Genomic DNA, 20,353 nt, shown 5'->3' with positions numbered 1-20,353 from the left:
TCTTTCTCTTCGTCATTCCGGGGCGCGCGCCAGCGCGAGCCCGGAATGACGGCGGTGGTGAGCGGCTGGTCCGCGCTCAAGCCTCCATTGGCTTCTTCGGGTGCCTGGGATCGGCCAGGCGGCGCACCACCATGTAGAAGATCGGGGTGAAGATCAGGCCGAACAGCGTGACGCCGAGCATCCCGAAGAACACGGCGACCCCGACCGCCTGGCGCATCTCCGATCCCGAGCCTGTCGAGACCACCAGCGGCAGCACGCCGAGGATGAAGGCGAACGATGTCATCAGGATCGGCCGCAGCCGCAAGCGACAGGCCTCGATCACCGCCTCCAGCCGCGGCTTGCCCTCGGCCTCGATGTCGCGCGCGAACTCGACGATCAGGATCGCGTTCTTGGCGGCGAGCCCGACCAGCACGACGAAACCGATCTGGGTCAGGATGTTGATGTCCAGCCCCATGATGCGCACGCCGATGGTCGCGGCGAGCAGGCACATCGGCACGATCAGGATCACCGCGAAGGGCAGGCTCCAGCTGCCATATTGCGCCGCGAGCACGAGATAGACGAACAGCACGCAGATCGGAAACACGTAAAGCCCGGCATTGCCGCCGGTGACCTGCTGGTACGACAGATCGGTCCAGTCGTAGCCGAAGCCGCTTGGCAGGAGTTCGTCGGCCAACTGCCTCATCGTGTTGATCGCGGTCGCTGAACTCGTCCCCGGCAGCGTATCGCCCTGCAGCTCGGCGGCAGGATAAAGGTTGTAGCGCGCGACACGGTCGGGGCCTGAGATGTCCTTGAACGACACCACGCTGCCGAGCATCACCATGTCGCTGGCGGCATTGCGGGTGCGCAGCCGCGCCAGATCGGCGGTTTCTTTCCGGAACGGCAGGTCGGCCTGCGCGGTGACGTGATAGGTGCGGCCGAACAAATTGAAGTCGTTGACATAGGCGGAGCCGAAATAGGTCTCGATCGTCTCGGTGATGTTGGCGATGGGGACGCCAAGTTTCTGCGCCTTGAAGCGGTCGATATCGACGAACACCTGCGGCGTGTTGGCGGAGAATGGCGAGAACACCGAGGTGAGGCCGGGCGCCTTGCGCGCGGCGGCAACCAGTTCGTCGGTCGCGGCCGCCAGCAGTTCCGGCCCGCGGCCCTGGCGGTCCTGGATGCGCATGGTGAAGCCGCCGCCGGTGCCGATGCCGGGCACGGCCGGCGGCGGAATGACGATGATGAAGGCGCCCTGGATCGCCGCTAGCCGCTTGCGCAGTTCGTTGGTGATCACGGCCGCGGTCAGGCCCTTCTTCATGCGCGCTTCCGCCTCGTCAAACACCGGAAACAGCGCCGCGGAATTGCTCGCCTGCGTGCGGGTTGCGCCCGAGAGCCCCGCAAACGAGGGCACGCGCACCACGCCGGGCACCTCCAGCGCGATGCGCTCGACCTCGCGGACGACCTCGGTGGTCCGCGACAGCGACGCGGCGCCGGGCAATTGCACGGAGACGATGACATAGCCGCGGTCCTGTGCCGGAATGAAGCCTTGCGGCGTGGTGGCGAGCAGCCAGCCGGCGCTGCCGATCAGCGCGACGTAGAGGAGCAGCATCACGACCGAGTGCCGGATCACGAAGGCGGCCGCCGCCGCATAGCCATGCGACAGGCGTTCGAAGATGCGGTTGAAGACACCGGTGAATGCCTGCCAGCCGCGCGCGATCACATTCCAGCGCGCCGGGGGCCGCTTGTCCTCGGCGGGTTTGAGGATCAGCGAGGCCAGCGCAGGCGACAGCGTCAGCGAGCAGAAGCAGGAGATCGCGGTCGCAACCGCGATCGTGACCGCGAACTGCTGGAAGAATTGCCCGGAGATGCCGCCGAGGAACGCCGTCGGCACGAACACCGCGCACAACACCAGCGCGATCGAGACCAGGGCGCCGCCGACCTCCTCCATCGTCTTCAGCGCGGCGTCGCGCCGATTGGCGCCATGCTCGAGATGGCGCTCGACATTCTCCACCACCACGATCGCATCGTCGACGACGATGCCGACCGCGAGCACGAGGCCGAACAGCGTGAGATTGTTGATGGCAAAGCCGAGCGCGGCCATTGCCGCAAAGGTGCCGACCAGCGACACCGGGATCGCCAGGATCGGAATGATCGCGGGCCGCCAGCCCTGCAGGAACACCAGTACCACCACGACGACGAGGATCATCGCCTCATAGATGGTCTTGATCAATTCGTTGACGGATTGAGCGATGAATTCGGTCGGGTTGTAGCCGATATTGTAGTCGAGCCCGCGCGGGAAGCTCGCCTTCAGCTTCACCATTGTATCGGAGATATTCTTGGCGGTGGCGAGCGCATTCGAGCCCGGACGCTGCGTCACCAGCATGGCGACGGCGGATTTCTTGAGCAGGAAGCTGTTGGTGGTGTAGGCGAGCGCGCCGAGCTCGACCCGCGCCACGTCGCGCAGCCGCACGGTGCGGCCGTCGGCGCCGGCCTTCACAACGATGTCCTCGAACTGGCCTGGGTCCTTCAGGCGGCCGGTGAAAGCGAGATTCGGTGAAAAGGCGCGGTCGGCAATCGGCGGCTCGGCAAGCTGGCCGCCGGTGATCTGCAAATTCTGCGCCCTGATCGCCGCCAGCACCTCGCCCGCGGTCAGGCCGAGAGTCGCGATCTTGTCCGGATCGAGCCATAGCCGCATCGAATAGTCGCGGGCGCCGAAGATCTGGATGTCGCCGATGCCGTCCAGCCGCAGCAGCTGGTCGCGGACCTGCAGCAATGCGTAGTTGGAGATGTAGAGCTGGTCGAACGTGTCATCCGGCGACAGCATGAACACGACCAGCAGGATATCCGGGCTGTTCTTGCGGGTGACAACGCCGTTGCGCTGCACCTCTTCCGGCAATCGCGGCTGCGCGACTGCGACGCGGTTCTGCACCAGCACCTGGGCCTTATCGAGGTCGGTGCCGAGCTTGAAGGTGACGGTGATGGTGAGCTGCCCGTTCGAGGTGGCCTGGCTGTAGAGATACAGCATGTCCTCGACGCCGTTGATCTCCTGCTCGATGGGAGCCGCGACCGTGTCGGAGACGGTCTGCGCGGAGGCGCCGGGATAGGTCGTGGTGACCACGACAGTCGGCGGTACCACTTGCGGATATTCCGAGACCGGCAGCGTAGTGTAGGCGATCGCGCCGACGATCAGGAGCACGATCGACAGCACCATCGCCAGGATCGGCTGATTGATGGAGAGCCGGCCCAGATTCATGATTTGCCACCGGCGGCCGACGCTTGGGCGGGATGCGGGCTCACCTTGGCGCCGACGCGGGCGCGCTGCAGGCCATCGACGATCACGCGGTCTTCGGCCTTGAGGCCTTCGCGGATCACGCGCAGGCCTTCGTCAAGCGGGCCGAGCGTCACGGGCTTCGCCTCCACCGTGTCGTCGTCCTTGACCACGAACACGATCTTGCGCGACTGGTCGGTGGCGACAGCCGTGTCGGGCACGAGCAGCGCTTCATAGGGCGCGCTGCCGATCAGCCGCACCCGGCCGAACTGCCCCGGCAGGATCGAAAGGTCCTTGTTCGGGACCACCCCGCGGCTGCGCAAGGTGGCGGTCGAGACGTCCAGCCGGTTGTCGAGGAAATCCATCTTGCCCTCGTGCGACGGCTTGGTCTCGCCGGTCAGCGTCACCTGCACCGGATTGGGCGTATCGCGTGAGCTCGGCCGCTTGCCCTCGAACCAGAGCCGGCTGTTCCTCTGATAGGTCGCCTCGTCGACGTCGAAATAGATGTAGATCGGATCGAGCGACACAATCGAGGTGAGCAGCGTCGCGCCGCCCTCGCTGCCCTGCACCAGATTGCCGGCGCTGACGAGATGGCGGCTGACGCGGCCGGTGATCGGCGCCAGCACATGAGAGAATTCAATGTTGAGCTGCGCCGCCTTCAGCGCGCCCTCGGCCTGCATCTCCGCCGCGCGCGCCGCCTGCAGGGTCTGGCGGCGCTGGTCGACGATGGAATCGGAGACGGCCTGGGTCCGGTTCAACACCAGCGCGCGGTCGAGCTCGCGCCGCGCAAGCTCGGAGCGGGCACGGGCATCCGAGAGCTGGCCGTCGGCCTGCAGGGCGACCGCCTCGAACGGGCGCGGATCGATCACGTAAAGCAGGTCGCCGGTGCGGACGATCGCGCCGTCGCGAAACTCGACGCTGGTGACGAAGCCGCCGACCCGGGCGCGAACCTGGATCTCCTCGATCGCTTCGAACCGCCCGGTGAATTCGTCCCAATCCGTGACCGTGCGCTTGGTCGGCTGCGCCACCGTGACCGCAGGGGGCGGCGCTGCCGCCTGCTGCTGGGGCTTGTCGCCACAGCCCGACAATGCCAGGGCTGAGGTTGCCAACGCAATGAGCAGGCTAAGCGGGCTGACGCCGCGCCGTGAGTGGGCCGTGAGACTTCCCGTCCTGTCGGTCGCGCCCACGTCGATCTCCCCCTTAAGCAGCACAGCCGGCGCAGCCGAGGCGCCCCGGATCCGTACCCTACACGCAGCGGAGGTCAAAGATGTGACCGCCCGCCAGTCTGTTCAAGAGAGGGGCGGGATCAAGCAAAATCGTTCTCCATTTTCGTAGTCGCACGGCGACTCAGACGGCGGTCGCCTCCGGAAGCGGACGCCGGCGGCGCATCTAAGGGCATGACGAGCCGTTCCCGCTCCGTTAGGATTGCCCTCAAAGAAATAAATCTTTCAGGGAGGGTCGGCTCGTGCACCGAGGACGTGTCGTATTTGGCGCAATGGAGGAGGTCGTGTTCGGCCGCCAGGCGGCCGAGGCGATCGTCGAGCAGGTGGAGCGCATGGGCGTGCAACGCGCCTTCCTGATGGTCAGCGGTACGCTCAACCGCGCGACCGACGAAATCGAACGAATCCGCACCGCACTGGGCGCAGCTTGCGTCAGCACCTTCGATGCGATGCCGCCGCACACGCCGCGCTCTGCCGTGATCGCGGCAGCCGAGCAGGCGCGCGCCGCGAACGCCGATCTCATCGTCACCGTCGGCGGCGGATCGATCACCGACGGCGCCAAGGCGGTGCAGCTTTGCCTTGCGGGCGATATCCGCAGCGCCGACGACATCGACAAGATTCGCACCAGCCACGGCGTATCGCCGGAGGTGAACGCGCCAAACGTGCGTCAGATCAGCGTGCCGACGACGATCGCGGGCGGCGAGTTCACCGCGATCGCCGGCGTCACCAATGAGAAGAGGCGAGTCAAGGAGCTGCTGACCCATCCCCTGGTGATGCCGCGTGCCGTGATCCTCGATCCCTGGCTTTCGGTGCACACACCGGAATGGCTGTGGCTCTCGACCGGCATCCGCGCCGTCGATCATTGCGTCGAGGGCATCTGCTCGAACGAATCGCATCCCTATGCCGATGCGCAGGCGCTGAAGGGACTGTCGATGCTGGCGCAGGCGCTGCCACGGGTCAAAGCCGACGCGACCGACATCGACGCGCGGCTGGACTGCCAGATCGGCACCTGGCTGTCGACCGGGCCGCTCGCCTCCGGCGTGCCGATGGGAGCGAGCCATGGCATCGGCTATGTGCTCGGCGCCGAATTCGACGTGCCGCATGGCTACACCTCGTGTGTGATGCTGCCGGCGGTGATGCGCTGGAACAAGTCCGCCAATGCCGATCGCCAGGAGCAGGTCGCCGCGGCGATGGGCCGTCCGGGCGCGGACGCCGGCGACGTGCTCGACAGCTTTATCCGCGGACTCGGACTGCCGCGCAGCCTCCAGGACGTGCGGATCGGTCCCGAACATTTCGACCGCATCGCCGAGCAGGCGATGAAAACGCCGTGGGTTCCGCGCAATCCGCGCGCGATCGCAGGACCCGAGCAGGTCCGCGAAATTCTCCTGTTGGCAGCATGAGGGACATTTTTCACCGATGTACACCGGCAAGCATGCTTATCTGCGCCCGTTGCAACCCGCTTTCATCATGGCTGCGACGGGCGAGATCGTCACCTATCGCGAACTCGACGCGCGCAGCAACCGGCTGGCGCATCTGTTTCGAAAGTGCGGATTGAGGCGGCTCGACCACTATGCGATCTTCATGGAGAACAACAGTCGCTATCTCGAGGCCTGCGGCGCCGGCGAACGGTCCGGCCTCTATTTCACCTGCGTGAATTCGTATCTGACCGCGGGCGAACTCGCCTACATCCTCACCAACAGCCAGTCGCGCATCCTGATCACGTCAAAAGCGAAACTCGACGTCGCGCGCGAGGCGCTGAAGGAGTGCCCGCAGGTCGAGCTCTGCATCGTCGCCGACGGCGACACCGAGAGCGATCGCATCGTCGGCCTGCGGGAGGCGACCTCCGGCCTCCCTGCAACGCCGATCGAGGATGAAGCGGTCGGCACCGCGATGCTCTATTCGTCCGGCACCACAGGTCGGCCCAAGGGCATCCTGCGGCCGCTGCCGGAGCAACCGCCGTCACAGCAACTGCCACTGTTCGATTTCCTGCAGAAACTCTGGCACTACCGCGAAGGGATGATCTATCTGTCGCCCGCGCCGCTCTATCATTCGGCGCCGCAGGCGGCCGTCAACCTCACCATTCGCGTCGGCGGCACCGTCGTGATCATGGAGAGTTTCGATCCCGAGCGCTATCTGCAGCTCGTCGAGCAATGGGGCATCACGCACAGCCAATTGGTGCCGACGATGTTCTCGCGGATGCTGAAGCTGCCGGAGGAGGTGCGGAACCGCTACGACCTGTCGTCGCTGGAGATCGCGATCCACGCCGCCGCCCCCTGCCCTGCGCTCGTGAAGGAAGACATCATCAGGTGGTGGGGGCCGATCATCCACGAATATTACGGCGCGACCGAAGGGCTCGGCTTCACCGCCTGCAACACCGAGGAGTGGCTGGCCCATCGCGGCACCGTCGGCAAGGTCTTGCTCGGCGACCTGCACATCCTCGACGAGAACATGCAACCCTGCCCGAAAGAGACGCCGGGCACGGTGTGGTTCAAGACCGCCTCGCCGTTTGAATATTTCAACGACCCGGCCAAGACCGGGGAGGCGCGGTCGCCGGACGGCAGCATGAGCACGGTCGGCGACGTCGGCTATGTCGACGATGACGGCTATCTCTATCTCACCGACCGCTCGACCTTCATGATCATCTCCGGCGGCGTGAACATCTATCCACAGGAATGCGAGAACCTCTTGATCACCCATCCAAAGGTTGCTGACGCCGCCGTGTTCGGCGTGCCCAATGCCGACCTCGGCGAGGAAGTGAAGGCGGTGGTGCAGCCGATGCAAGGCGTGACGCCGGGATCCGACCTGGCGGAAGAACTGATCGCCTTCTGCGCGCAATCACTGTCACGCCAGAAGGTGCCGCGCTCGATCGATTTCGAGGCGGAACTGCCGCGGCTGCCGACCGGCAAGCTCTACAAACGCCTGTTGCGCGACCGCTATTGGGGCAACAAGACCTCGCGCATCGTGTGACGTAGCGCAGCCTCTTCCACCCAAGCTGGTGATTTCCGCGCCGCCAACCAACGTGAGCGGCGGCGCCTGATCGCGATGGGTTGAATATCACCGCGTTGCTCGGCACGGCGATTTACCCTAATTCTTGCGCAACAAGAAAAACAGGGAGGTTGACCGATGGACGTGGTCCGGGTGGGTCCGGGATTCGCGGCGGAAATTCGCGGCGTGACGCTCGACGATGTCGCCAGAAGCAAGGCCGCTTATGCTGCAGTGCGTGCAGCATTTGAAGAGCACTCAGTTCTGGTGCTTCGCGACCAGGACGTGTCAGATGACAAGCAATTGGCGTTCTCGCGCCGTTTCGGTCCCCCGGAAGTGACAAAGGTCGGTTCCATGGGAACGGGATCGCATTTCGTGATCCTTACGACCATTGGCCCCGACGGCAAAGTGGTGCCGCCCGATCATCGCCAGGCCCTGCGCAGCAAGGCCAACCAGCTCTGGCACACCGATTCCTCGTTCAAGCGCGTGCCGGCGCTGACCTCGATCCTGTCGGCGCGGACTATTCCCGATCATGGCGGCGAAACCGAATTCGTCTCCACGCGCGTTGCGTTCGAATTGCTGGACGAGGGCTTGGCAAAGCAGCTCGAAAACTCCTTCGCCTGGCACTCCTACGCGCATTCGCGCGGCCAGATCGCTCCCGGCCTTGCGACGGCGGAGGAGATGGCGGTGCTGCCGCCAGTGTGCTGGCGCATGGTGTGGCGCAATTCGGTCAACGGCGGCGGCGCACTCTATCTTGCATCGCACGCCTATGCCGTCGAAGGCATGGGCGCTGCCGCCGGCAAGAAGCTGATCGATGAACTCATGGCGGCAGCCACTGCGCCGGGAACGGCTTACTTGCACAAATGGCGGCAGGGCGACGTCGTGATGTGGGACAATCGCGCCACCATGCACCGCGGGCGGCCATGGCTGGCGCATGAACCGCGGCTGATGATCCGCACCACGGTCTCGGCGACCGAGGCCGACGGTCTCGCGACGATGGGCCTGCCGTCGCCCCAGGCCGCGGAATAACGCGACCGCACTGCAGCGCGAGATCATGATCCGACTAGACGGAATCGGATCATGACCTCATCTCCTTGTTTGAGCATGATCTTTTCGGAAAACCGGTTTCCACTTTTCCGGATCATGCTCTAAGTGTCGCAGGCCCGGCATTCATTCGAATTGCCAGTCCTCATGCGCACGACGCCGGTTGCTCAGACCTCACACCATGGTATCCTCCATGCCAAATCGGCCATAGAGACCGAACGTCGGGAGGAAATGATGCGGAGCGTGCGAGCGCTTGCCGTGGCAGCGCTATGTTGGCTTTCGGCTTACGATGTTTCGCTGGCGGAGGGACCGAAGTCCGGCGGCATCCTTCGACTGTATCACCGCGACAGTCCAGGCAGCGCCTCGATCCACGAAGGTGCGAGCTATTCCTTCAATGTCCCCTTCATGCCGGTGTTCAACAACCTGGTGATCTTCAACCAGCATGTTGCGCAGAACAGCGTCGATACGATCGTGCCGGAACTCGCGGAGAGCTGGGCCTGGAGCGACGACAAGAAGAGACTGACCTTCAAGCTCCGCAAGGACGTCAAGTGGCATGACGGCAAGCCGTTCACGTCGGCCGACGTCAAATGCACCTTCGATCTCCTGATGGGCAAGTCGCAGCAGAAGTTCCGCCAGAACCCGCGCAAATCCTGGTACAACCAGGTCAACGACGTCGCCGTCAATGGCGACTACGAGGCCTCCTTCAACCTGAAGCGGCCGCAGCCGGCGCTATTGTCGCTGCTCGCCTCCGGCTACACGCCGATCTATCCCTGCCATGTCTCGCCGGCGGAGATGCGCACCAAGCCGATCGGGACCGGACCGTTCAAGTTCGTCGAGTTCAAGGCCAACGAGTCGATCAAGCTGACGAAGAACCCGGACTACTTCAAGAAGGACCTGCCTTATCTCGACGGCATCGAATTCACCATCGTCACGAACCGCTCGACGGCGATTCTCGGCTTCGTCTCCGGCAAATTCGACATGACGTTCCCGACCGAAGTGTCGATTCCGCTGCTCAAGGACGTCAAATCGCAGGCGCCCAATGCGATCTGCGTGGTGGAGCCGAGCAACGTCTCCACCAACATCATCATCAATTCGTCGGCGCCGCCGTTCGACAATCTCGACATCCGCCGCGCGCTGGCGCTCGCGCTCGACCGCAAGGCCTTCATCTCGATCCTGTTCGAAGGTCAGGCTGATATCGGCGGCACCATGCAGCCCGCGCCGGCAGGATTGTGGGCGATGCCAAAGGAAATGCTGGAGACGATCCCGGGCTATGGTCCCGACATCAACGCCAATCGCGAGCAGGCGCGCAAGCTGATGCAGAAGGCGGGCTACGGCCCCGACAAGCATCTGCAGATCAAGGTGTCGACCCGCAATATCCCGATCTACCGCGACCCGGCCATCATCCTGATCGACCAGCTCAAGACCATCTATATCGACGCCGAGCTCGACGTCGTCGACACCGCGCAATGGTTCCCGAAGGTCGCGCGCAAGGACTATTCGCTGGGCCTCAATCTCACCGGTAACGCGGTCGACGAGCCCGACCAATCCTTCTACGAAAACTATTCCTGCGAATCCGAGCGGAACTACACCAACTACTGCAATCGCGAGATCGAAAAGCTGTTTGACCAGCAGTCGGTCGAGACCGACACCGAGAAACGCAAGAAGCTGGTCTGGGAGATCGACAAGAAACTGCAGGAAGACGTCGCTCGGCCCATCATCTTGCACAGCCGCACCGGAACCTGCTGGCAGCCCTACGTCAAGAACGTGACGGTGATGTCCAACAGCTCCTACAACGGCTACCGTTACGAAGACGTCTGGATGGACAAGTAACGTGGATCCACGATGGAGCTGCGCCCCCTCTCCCGCTTGCGGGGGAGGGCGGGGGTGGGGGTGCCTCCACGAATCGGGCTCTCGCAAGTGGAGAGAACCCTCACCCGGCGCCTCGCGCCGACCTCTCCCGCAAGCGGGAGAGGTGAAGGAAGAGTTCAAAAAAGGAGAGCGGCCAGGTGCTAGCCTATATCGTCCGGCGCCTCTTTCTGATGCTCGTGACCCTGTTCGGGATCTCGGTCATCATCTTCGTGCTGCTGCGTATCGTGCCTGGCAACATCGTCGATATCCTGTTCGATGCGGCCGGCTATGTCGATCCCGCCGACAAGGCCAATCTGGAGAAGGAACTCGGCCTTAGCGACCCGATCGTCGTGCAGTATCTCAAGTGGATCGGTGGCCTCCTGCACGGCGATCTCGGTTATTCCTATGTCTCGGAGAAGTCGGCGCTGCAGGAGATTCTGCCCCGGATCCCGATCACGGCGAAGCTCGCCGGCCTCGCGCTGTTGTTCTCGGCCTCGATCGGCATTCCCTTGGGCGTGCTCAGCGCGGTGCATCAGGGCACGCGGCTCGACTACGCCTTGCGCGTGGTCAGCCTGAGCGGGCTGTCGCTGCCATCGTTCTGGCTGGGGCTTCTGATCCTGATGGCTTCGGTGTCGATGCTCGGCTGGATGCCGATCTTCAACCCGAATCCGCAGACCTGGGCCGAGGCGTTCGCGATCTACTGCATTCCGGCGATGGCGGTCGGCTTCCGCAGCGCGGCTTTGACCATGCGCATCACCCGCTCCTCGATGCTGGAGATCCTGCGGCAGGACTATATCCGCACCGCTCGCGCCAAGGGCGCCTCCGAATCCTCCGTCAATTATCACCACGCGCTGAAGAACGCGGTGCTGCCCGTGATCACCGTGATCGGCATTGAGGCGGCATTCCTGATCGGCGGCCTGATCGTCACCGAGACGGTCTTCAACATCCCCGGCGTTGCGCGCTTCCTGGTCGAGGCGCTGCGCTGGCGCGATTACCCGATCGTGCAGAACCTCGTGATGCTCATCGCGGTGGTCGTGGTCGTCGTCAATTTCGCGGTCGATATGCTCTACGCCGCCATCGACCCGCGCATTCGCTACGGAGATTGACCTTTGGCTGTCATCAACTTCGATGCTGAACTAAGGCGTGCCGGCGCGGAAGCGACGCATGGCTGGCGGCGACTGACGTTCCTTGCGCAGCGTTATCTGCTCGGCACGATCGGCCTCGTCATCATGGTGCTGTTCGTCGCGATGGCGCTCTCGGCCGACCTGATCAGCCGGTATGATCCGCTTGCCGTCGATTCCGCGCACCGCCTCGCCGCGCCCGATGCACGGCACTGGTTCGGAACGGATTCGTTCGGCCGCGACGTCTGGAGCCGCATCATCTATGGCGCGCGCATCTCGCTCGCGGTCGGTCTCGGCTCGACTGCGCTCGGCGCCTCGATCGGTGTCATCGTGGGGCTCGCCTCCGGCTATCTGTCCGGCTGGGTCGATCTCCTGTTCCAGCGCATCACCGACATCCTGCAGTCGCTGCCGCTGCTCGTGCTGGCGCTGGTGATGACGGCCGCGCTCGGTCCTTCGCTGCCGAATGTCATCATCGCGATCGCGATCCCGTTGATCCCGACGGTGGCGCGCGTGATCCGCGCCAACACGCTGGCGCTGCGCGAACTGCCGTTTGTGGAGGCTGCCAAATCGATCGGCATGAGCGAGATGCGGATCGCGCTGCGCCACGTGCTGCCGAACACGCTGGCGCCCCTGATCGTGCTCGCGACCGCGCAACTCGGCTCCACCATCCTGACGGAGGCGTCCTTGTCATTTCTCGGCCTCGGCATTCCCGAACCCTATCCATCCTGGGGTCGTATGCTCTCGGAATCGGCCGCCGAATATGTGCGCGTCGCACCGTGGCTCGTGATCTTCCCGGGGATCGCGATCAGCCTGGCTGTGTTCGGCACTAATCTGTTCGGCGACGCCCTGCGCGACATCCTCGATCCAAGGCAGCGCGGCTAGAGCATGATTCGGAAAAGTGGGAACCGGTTTTCCTCGCGACAAACGCAAAGCGTTTGCGCGGAGATTATGCTCAAACAAAGGAGATTGAGCGGAATGACGATTCGAAGAAGAGGCATTCCGATCTAATGAGCGGAGCAAGCAAGGCAGAAGCGGTGCTCGAGGTGAGGAACCTGAAAACGGTGTTCTTCACCAATTCGGGATTGTTCAGGGCGGTCGACGACGTCTCCTTCAGCGTCCGCCGCGGCGAGACGCTGGCGATCGTCGGCGAATCCGGCTGCGGCAAGAGCGTGACCGCGCTCTCGGTGATGCGGCTGGTGCCGGATCCGCCTGGCAAGATCGTAGGTGGCGAGATCATTCTCGAAGGCAAGAACCTGCTCGCGCTCGATGATGAAGCGATGCGCAAGATCAGGGGCAATCGTATTTCCATGATCTTCCAGGAGCCGATGACCTCGCTCAATCCGGTGATGCGGATCGGCGACCAGATCACGGAAGCCTTGCGCCTGCACCAGGACATCAGCGGCAAGGACGCCTGGAAGCAGGCGGTGGACATGTTGCGCCTGGTCCGCATTCCCGAGCCGGAGCGGCGTGCGCAGGAATATCCGCACCAGCTTTCAGGCGGCATGCGCCAGCGCGCGATGATTGCGATGGCGCTGGCCTGCCGGCCGACCCTGTTGATCGCGGACGAACCGACGACGGCGCTGGACGTGACAATCCAGGCGCAGATCCTGGCGCTGATGGTCGATCTGCAGAAGAAGCTCGGCACCGGGCTGATCCTGATCACGCATGATCTCGGCGTGGTCGCGCAGACGGCGCAGCGCGTGATCGTGATGTATGCCGGCAGGAAGGTCGAGGAGGCGAGCGTCGAGGCGCTGTTCGAGAATCCGCTGCACCCCTATACGCGCGGCCTGATGGCCTCGATCCCGGCGGTGCCCTCGCTCGATGCAAAAGCCGATGCGCGGCTCGTCGAGATTCCGGGCATGGTGCCGTCGTTGACGAAATTGCCGACGGGCTGCGCCTTTGCGCCGCGCTGCCGGTTCGCGGTCCCGCGCTGCCGCGAGGAATATCCGCCGCTCGGCGATTTCGGCGGCCGGCATCTTGCCGCCTGCTGGCGTGCCGGCGAAATGGCGGAGGCGTCATGAGCGAAGCGCAGCCGCTGTTGGAGGTTACCGATCTCGTCAAGCACTACCCCGTGCGCGGCGGCGTGCTGCGCCGGCAGGTCGGCACCGTGCATGCGGTGGATGGCGTGAGTTTTTCGCTGGCTCCCGGCGAGACGCTCGGACTGGTCGGAGAATCCGGCTGCGGCAAATCGACGGTGGCGCGCAGCGTGCTGCGGCTGGTCGAGCCGTCAAGCGGCGAGATCCGGCTGAACGGCGAGGCGATCACGCGCCTGAGCAAATCCGAGCTGCGTCCCTACCGCCGCTCGATGCAGATCGTGTTCCAGGATCCGTTTGCGTCGCTCAACCCGCGCATGACCGCGGGCGACATCGTCGGCGAACCCTTGACCGTGCACGGACTGGCCTCGGGCGAGCGGAAGCAGGAGCGCGTCGCCGAACTGTTCCAGCAAGTGGGCCTGCGGCCCGACCAGATGAAGAACTATCCGCATCAGTTCTCCGGCGGCCAGCGCCAGCGCATCTGCATCGCGCGCGCGCTCTCGCTCGGGCCGAGCCTGATCGTCTGCGATGAGCCGGTCTCGGCGCTCGACGTCTCGATCCAGGCGCAGGTCATCAATCTCTTGATCGACCTGCAGCGCCAGCGCAACTTCTCCTATCTCTTCATCGCGCACGACCTCGCCGTCGTCGCCCATATCAGCCACCGCGTCGCCGTGATGTATCTCGGCCGCATCGTCGAGATCTCAGACAAGGCCGAGTTGTTCGCCAACCCGCGCCATCCCTACACCCAGGCGCTGCTCGCCTCGGTGCCGGTGGCCAATCCCCGGATCAGGCGGCTGACGCCCCTGGTCGAAGGCGACGTGCCGAGCCCGATCAACCCGCCCTCCGGCTGCGCCTTTCATACGCGCTGCCGCTACGCGATGGATCGCTGCAAGCTGGAGCGGCCGCCGTTGGTGGAAGCGAGCGCCGGGCATCAGGTGGCGTGCTGGCTGAATGATGGCACGGGACGGGCGAACACGAATCCGTAGGGTGGGCAAAGCGAGGCGCGCCCACCTTTCTTGCACTGCCCGCGGATGGTGGGCACGCTTCGCTTTGCCCATCCTACGCCTTTCCGCTTAGGCCGCCGCCTCGATCTCCACCACGATCCGACCCGTCGTCACCTGCTCGCCTTCGGCGACGTCGATCGCGGACACCGTGCCGGCGACTCCCGCCGTGTGCACGTGCTCCATCTTCATCGCTTCCAGCGTCATCACGGGCTGGCCGGCGGCGACCTGTTCGCCCGGCTTGACCAGCACCGCGACGACGCGGCCGTTCATGGCGGCGCGGACCTTGCCGTCGCCATTGGCTCCCGCGGCGGTTTCGGGCGGCGCCAGCGTCAGGTCGCGGACCGCGAGCGTGACGTCGTGATGCAGGATATAGAGACGGTCGCCATCGCGCAGGAATTTTGCCCGTTCCATGAGACCGTTGGTGCGATAGCGGATCGCGTCGGAACCGAGCTCATCGATCTCGAAACGATGTTCATGCCCCTCGACGTCGGCGAGGTAGCAGCCGTCGCGCTCGCGCACGATTTCGACCTCGCGGAGGCCGCGGCCGAGATCGATGCGCAATGCAAGCGGGAACGTCGCGGCGAGCGAGCGGCCGCGTCGCCACGGCGGTGCGTGCGGGTGGGTGACATAGAGCAGCAGCGCCACCAGGGCCGCATCCGCGCGCTCGTCCGCGCGCGGCGCCAGCAGCTCGCCCCGATGCGCTGATATGAACGATGTCGTTGCCACGCCCCTGGCGAAGGCCGGATGGCGGAGGCAGGAGATCAGAAATCCCTGGTTGGTGGTGACGCCGAAGGCCTCGACCTGCTCCAGCGCGACGATCAGCTTGCTGCGCGCCTCGCGGCGATCCGCGCCATGGCTGATGATCTTGGCGATCATGGAGTCGTAGAACGGCGGAATCTCCGAGCCCGATTGCAGCGCATGCTCGACGCGGACGCCTTGCGGCATCTGCCAGCGCGCCATCCTGCCCGATTGCGGCATGAAGTCATGCTCCGCATCCTCCGAGCACAGCCTCACCTCGATCGCATGTCCAGAGAATGTGATGTCCTCCTGCTTTAGGCCGAGCGGCTCGCCGCGGGCGACGCGCAATTGCAGTTCGACCAGATCGAGCCCGGTGATCGCCTCGGTGACGGGATGCTCGACCTGCAGGCGCGTATTCATCTCCATGAAGTAGAAATCGCCGTTGCCGTCGAGCAGGAATTCCAGCGTACCGGCGCCCTCGTAGGCCAGCGCCCTCACCGCCTGAACCGCCACTGCGCCCATCCGCGCCCGCAACTCGGGCGTCACCGCCGGCGAGGGTGCCTCCTCGATCAGCTTCTGATGCCGGCGCTGCACCGAACAGTCGCGCTCGCCGAGATGGATGGCATCGCCGTGGCTGTCGCCGAACACCTGGATCTCGATATGGCGAGGATCGACGATCGCGCGCTCCAGGATGACCGTGGCATCGCCGAACGCACCGAGCGCCTCCGAGCGTGCGCTGCGCAGTGCCTCCGGGAACGAAGCGGCGTCAGGGACCAGCCGCATGCCGCGCCCGCCGCCGCCGGCGACCGCCTTGATCATCACGGGAAAGCCGATCTTCCTGGCTTCCGCCAGCATGACTTCATCGCTTTGGTCGGCGCCCTGATAGCCGGGCACGCAGGGCACGCCGGCCTTTCGCATGATCTCCTTGGCGCCGGCCTTGTTGCCCATCGCGCGGATCGCTTCCGGCGACGGGCCGATGAAGACGAGCCCGGCATCGCGGCAGCTTCTCGCAAAGTCCTCGTTCTCGGCGAGGAAGCCATAGCCAGGATGCACGGCGCCGGCGCCGCTCGCCTTGGCGGCGGCGATGATCGCATCGATGTTGAGGTAGGATTGCGAAGGCGGAGCCTCGCCGATGCGCACCGCGTGATCGGCCTCGCGCACATGAAGGGCGTCGCGGTCCGCATCGGAATAAACAGCGACCACGCCGTAGCCGAGCCGCCGCGCAGTGCGCATGATCCGCAGCGCGATCTCGCCGCGATTGGCAATCAGGATCCTGTAGAACATCCCACCCTCAAGGCTTTGCCTCACTCCGTCGACGCCTCCGTGGCCGCCGCGCGCGCCGGCTCCTCGCCGGAGAGCGGGACGAGGCCGAGCTGGGCAAACAATTCCGTGTCCGCCGCCACGCCGGCGTTTCCTGTCGTGAGCAGCTTGGCGCCGGTGAAGATGGAGTTGGCGCCTGCCATGAAGCAGAGTGTCTGTGTCGAAGGCGACATGCTCTCGCGGCCGGCCGAGAGCCGGACCATCGAGCGCGGCATCGTGATGCGTGCGACCGCGACGGTGCGCACGAACTCGAGATCGTCGATCCGCCGTTCCGGTACATCCTGCAGGAGATCGCCGAGCAAAGTGCCCTTGATCGGTATCAACGCATTGACCGGCACGCTCTCGGGATGACGCGGCAGCGTCGCCAGCGTGTGGATGAAGCCGACGCGGTCGGCGCGGCTCTCGCCCATGCCCACGATGCCGCCGCAGCACACCGAGATGCCAGCGTCGCGCACCCGCTCCAGCGTGTCGAGCCGATCCTGGAACGTGCGGGTGGTGATGACGTTGGTGTAATTCTCGGGGCTGGTGTCGATGTTGTGGTTGTAATAGTCGAGCCCAGCTTCCTTGAGCTGTCGCGCCTGATCGGCCGTGAGCATGCCGAGCGTCATGCAGGTCTCGAGCCCGAGCGCGCGCACGCCCTTGACCATCGCCACGACCTTGTCCATGTCGCGATCCTTCGGCTCGCGCCAGGCCGCGCCCATGCAGAAACGCTGCGCGCCGCTTGCCTTCGCCTCAGCCGCGGCGGTGAGGACACCAGCGACATCCATCAGCTTGCCGGCGCCAAGACCGGTCTCATGGTGAACGGACTGCGAGCAATAGCCGCAATCCTCCGGACAGCCGCCGGTCTTCACCGAGAGCAAGGTGCAGATCTGCACCTCGCCCGCTGCATGCCACTGGCGATGCGTTGCTTGCGCGCGCCACATCAGGTCCAGGAACGGCAGGTCGAATAGGGCGGCGATCTCCTCCCTCGTCCAGTCCGTCCGCAGGATGTCTGGCTGCGGCTGCGAAGGCGTGTGGGGGACGGACTCGAACGCAATTGGGGTGTGCAGGTTCATCTGTGGCTCGTTCGCTTCTGCTTGGGGACGCGCCCGCCAATCGAGGGCCGCGTCCGCACGGGGTCAAACCCCGGCTGTGAAGCACAACGGGAGCCGCGCGGCAAATCACTCCTCATGGCCGTGCCACCGAGAACTGCATGCGCTGGGGGCTGCGCGCTTCCGCCTCGCGGCATATCGCAAGCACCTCGGCGAGCACGCTGCGGGTGTCGCGCGGGTCGATCACACCGTCGTCGAGCACGCGCGCGCTGGTGGAGAACACGTCCATCTGGCCGTCGAACACGCCGATGATCTCGGCCTTCATTGCCTCCAGCTTCTGCTTCGGGATCGGCTGGCCGCGCCGCGCGGCGGCAGCTTCGGTGACGATCGCCATGGTCTCGGCGGCCTGCTCGCCGCCCATCACGGCGGTCTTGGCATTGGGCCAGGAGAAGCAGAAGCGCGGATGGAAGCCGCGGCCGCACATGCCGTAATTGCCGGCGCCGAACGAGGCGCCGCAGTAGATGGTGATCTGCGGCACCGTCGCCGACGTCACCGCCTGGATCATCTTGGAGCCGTGCTTGATCATGCCGGCCTCTTCATAGGCCTTGCCCACCATATAGCCGGTGGTGTTGTTGAGATAGAGCAGCGGCGTGCGCGACTGGCAGCAGGCCTGGATGAAATGGGTCGCCTTGTTGGCGCCGGTGGGATCGAGCGGGCCGTTATTGGTGATGATGCCGATCGCCTGCCCTTCGATGCGGGCATGGCCGCAGATCGTGGCCGGGCCATAATTGGCGCCGAACTCGGTGAAATCGGAATCGTCGATGAAGCGCGCGATCGCCTGGCGCATGTCGACGGGGCGCTTGTGGTCCATCGGCATGATGCCGAGCAGCTCTTCGGCGTCATGGCGCGGCGGCCTGAACGAGGCGTTCGCGGGCCTCGGCCGGTCCCAGTCGAGCGACGCCATGATATCGCGCGCAATCCGGATGGCGTCTCGGTCATCCTCGGCGAGGTAATCGCCGAGGCCGGAGATCGAGGTGTGCATCTCGGCGCCGCCGAGTTCCTCCTCGGTCGCGATCTCACCGGTTGCGGCTTTCAGCAGCGGCGGCCCGGCGAGGAAGGCGCGGGTGCGGCCACGCACCATCACGATGTAATCGGAGAGGCCGGTCTGATAGGCGCCGCCCGCGGTGGACGAGCCATGCGTCACCGTGACGACCGGCAGGCCGGCCGCCGACAGCCGTGCCAGATTGCGAAAGATGTTGCCGCCTCGGACAAACTCCTCAACGCGGTAGCGCAAGAGATTGGCGCCGGCGCTTTCGACAAGCTGCACATAGGGCAGCTTGTTCTCCAGCGCGAGCTCCTGCACCCGCAGCGTCTTGTCGAGGCCATAGGGCTGCAGCGCGCCGGCATCGATGCCGGCATCATTGGCGCTGACCACGCACCGGATGCCGGAGACGAAGCCGATGCCGGCGATCAGCCCGCCGCCGGGCACGCTTCTGTCCGCATCCGCGACGTCGAACATGTAGCCGGCGAGCGTCGACAGTTCGAGGAAGGGCGAGCCGGGATCGAGCACCAGCGCCACCCGTTCGCGCGGCAACAGCTGCCCGCGCTTGTGGAAGCGGTCCTTCGCGGCAGCGGACGCCGCGCGGGTGCGCTCCTCCAGCGCCCGCATCCGGGATATCAGCGCCAGCATGCTGTCGCGATTGGCCTGGAAGCCGGCGCTGGAGGGCGAGATGGTGTTTTCGATGATGGCCATAGTTCAACCTACTCCGTCATTCCGGGGCGTCCGAAGGACGAGCCCGGAATCCATCGAGCCGCAGGCATCGTGGAGAAATGGATTCTCTGATGTGCAATTGCACATCATAGCTCGCGCCAAGGGGCGCGCCCCGGAATGACGGGCCTAGCGTTTCACCCCGAAAATCTGCCGCGCCTCGGCGGGGCTTGCGATCTCACGCCCGGCGCGGCGCGCGCAGGCGGCGATCGCCTCGATCAATTGGCCGTTGGAGGTCACCTTGGTGCCGTCGCCGAGATAGAAGGTGTCTTCCAACCCAGTGCGCAAGTGCCCGCCGAGATCGGCGGCACGCTGGTGCAGCGGCCAGATCTCGGCGCGGCCAATCGCGGTGACCTGCCAATGCGCATCCGGCGCCTTCAGCTTCAACAGGATCGGCAGCAATTCCGGATCGGCCGGCATGCCCGAGGCAACGCCCATCACGAAATTATATTCGAGTGGGCCGGAATACATGCCGGTCTGCCGATACATGCCGACGCAGCGCACGATGCCGACGTCGAAACATTCGAATTCGGGAATCGTGCCGGCGTCCTTCATGACGTCGAGATAGTCCCGCACCTTCTCGACCGCATTGTCGAACAGCATCGGTGGCCAGGCCCAGGTGTTGTCGGCCTTCACCTTCAGATAATTGAGCGAGCCGGCATTGCAGGCGGCGATCTCGGGCCTGGTCTCGCGCACGCAATCGAGCGCGCCCTGATAGTTCGGACCCGAGGTGCCCGTGGTGTGATTGATGACGACCCCCGGGCAGGCCTCGCGGATCGCCTGCTGGATCTCCCTGCTGACGCTGACTTCCCAGGACGGCAAATGTCCCTTGCCCGGCGCCTGCTGGCGCAGATGGATATGCATGATACTGGCGCCGGCGTTGAAGGCCGCCTTGGCCTCTCGCGCCATCTGTTCCGGCGTCACCGGCACGTTGTGCTGTTTTGGATCGGTCAGCACGCCGTTCAGCGCGCAGGTGATAACGGCCTTGTCGCTCATG

The 20,353-nt window shown here is 64.9% G+C and carries 14 protein-coding genes; 8 read left to right on the top strand and 6 right to left on the bottom strand.

Features of this window, described 5'->3' with window-relative positions:
* Window positions 1–76 precede the first annotated feature (76 nt).
* Both J6497_RS24970 and J6497_RS24965 read right to left on the bottom strand, forming a co-directional pair.
* Entirely contained in the window at window positions 77–3,232 is a 3,156-nt protein-coding gene (locus J6497_RS24970; protein WP_225706937.1) for an efflux RND transporter permease subunit, read from the bottom strand.
* Window positions 3,229–4,368, bottom strand: coding sequence for an efflux RND transporter periplasmic adaptor subunit (locus J6497_RS24965; RefSeq protein ID WP_225706960.1), 1,140 nt, complete (start codon window positions 4,366–4,368; stop codon window positions 3,229–3,231). The genes J6497_RS24970 and J6497_RS24965 overlap by 4 nt, the downstream gene beginning before the upstream one ends.
* Before the next feature lie 344 nt (window positions 4,369–4,712).
* On the opposite strand from J6497_RS24965, the gene J6497_RS24960 reads away from it, so the two are divergent.
* From J6497_RS24960 to J6497_RS24925, 8 genes are all read left to right on the top strand, one after another.
* Window positions 4,713–5,867: an iron-containing alcohol dehydrogenase gene (locus J6497_RS24960; protein WP_225706936.1), complete on the top strand. Its 1,155-nt coding sequence runs from the start codon at window positions 4,713–4,715 to the stop codon at window positions 5,865–5,867.
* A gap of 16 nt (window positions 5,868–5,883) precedes the next feature.
* Window positions 5,884–7,434: an AMP-binding protein gene (locus tag J6497_RS24955; RefSeq protein ID WP_225706935.1), complete on the top strand. Its 1,551-nt coding sequence runs from the start codon at window positions 5,884–5,886 to the stop codon at window positions 7,432–7,434.
* A gap of 156 nt (window positions 7,435–7,590) precedes the next feature.
* Window positions 7,591–8,478: a TauD/TfdA dioxygenase family protein gene (locus tag J6497_RS24950; RefSeq protein WP_225706934.1), complete on the top strand. Its 888-nt coding sequence runs from the start codon at window positions 7,591–7,593 to the stop codon at window positions 8,476–8,478.
* A 249-nt stretch (window positions 8,479–8,727) separates the two neighbouring features.
* A complete protein-coding gene (locus J6497_RS24945) occupies window positions 8,728–10,323 on the top strand; it encodes an ABC transporter substrate-binding protein (protein WP_225706933.1) in 1,596 nt (531 codons plus the stop codon).
* A gap of 176 nt (window positions 10,324–10,499) precedes the next feature.
* Window positions 10,500–11,447 (top strand): ABC transporter permease, encoded by a 948-nt coding sequence (locus J6497_RS24940; RefSeq protein WP_225706932.1) that lies wholly within the window; start codon window positions 10,500–10,502, stop codon window positions 11,445–11,447.
* A 3-nt stretch (window positions 11,448–11,450) separates the two neighbouring features.
* Entirely contained in the window at window positions 11,451–12,344 is an 894-nt protein-coding gene (locus tag J6497_RS24935) for an ABC transporter permease (RefSeq protein ID WP_225706931.1), read from the top strand.
* Window positions 12,345–12,469: 125 nt separating this feature from the next.
* The gene (locus J6497_RS24930; RefSeq protein ID WP_225706930.1) at window positions 12,470–13,483 is read left to right on the top strand and encodes an ABC transporter ATP-binding protein; all 1,014 of its coding nucleotides are present in this window, start codon (window positions 12,470–12,472) and stop codon (window positions 13,481–13,483) included.
* A complete protein-coding gene (locus tag J6497_RS24925; RefSeq protein ID WP_225706929.1) occupies window positions 13,480–14,481 on the top strand; it encodes an ABC transporter ATP-binding protein in 1,002 nt (333 codons plus the stop codon). Before J6497_RS24930 ends, J6497_RS24925 begins: the two co-directional genes overlap by 4 nt.
* 87 nt (window positions 14,482–14,568) lie before the next feature.
* Here J6497_RS24925 and J6497_RS24920 read toward each other — a convergent pair whose 3' ends face one another.
* The 4 genes from J6497_RS24920 to J6497_RS24905 all read right to left on the bottom strand — a co-directional run bounded on the left by J6497_RS24920 (window position 14,569) and on the right by J6497_RS24905 (window position 20,352).
* Window positions 14,569–16,521: an acetyl/propionyl/methylcrotonyl-CoA carboxylase subunit alpha gene (locus J6497_RS24920; protein ID WP_225706928.1), complete on the bottom strand. Its 1,953-nt coding sequence runs from the start codon at window positions 16,519–16,521 to the stop codon at window positions 14,569–14,571.
* A gap of 20 nt (window positions 16,522–16,541) precedes the next feature.
* The gene (gene bioB / locus J6497_RS24915) at window positions 16,542–17,612 is read right to left on the bottom strand and encodes a biotin synthase BioB (protein WP_225706927.1); all 1,071 of its coding nucleotides are present in this window, start codon (window positions 17,610–17,612) and stop codon (window positions 16,542–16,544) included.
* 112 nt (window positions 17,613–17,724) lie between these two features.
* Window positions 17,725–19,341 carry an acyl-CoA carboxylase subunit beta gene (locus tag J6497_RS24910; protein ID WP_225706926.1) on the bottom strand — a complete coding sequence of 539 codons (1,617 nt, stop codon included), beginning with the start codon at window positions 19,339–19,341 and terminating at the stop codon, window positions 17,725–17,727.
* 144 nt (window positions 19,342–19,485) lie between these two features.
* Entirely contained in the window at window positions 19,486–20,352 is an 867-nt protein-coding gene (locus J6497_RS24905; RefSeq protein ID WP_225706925.1) for a beta-keto acid cleavage family enzyme, read from the bottom strand.
* Window position 20,353 lies beyond the last annotated feature (1 nt).

This window comes from Bradyrhizobium cenepequi (assembly GCF_020329485.1).
GTDB classification, from domain to species: Bacteria; Pseudomonadota; Alphaproteobacteria; order Rhizobiales; family Xanthobacteraceae; genus Bradyrhizobium; species Bradyrhizobium cenepequi.
Note: the sequence above shows the minus strand (reverse complement) of the source record. Positions and strands in the feature narration are given on the sequence as shown.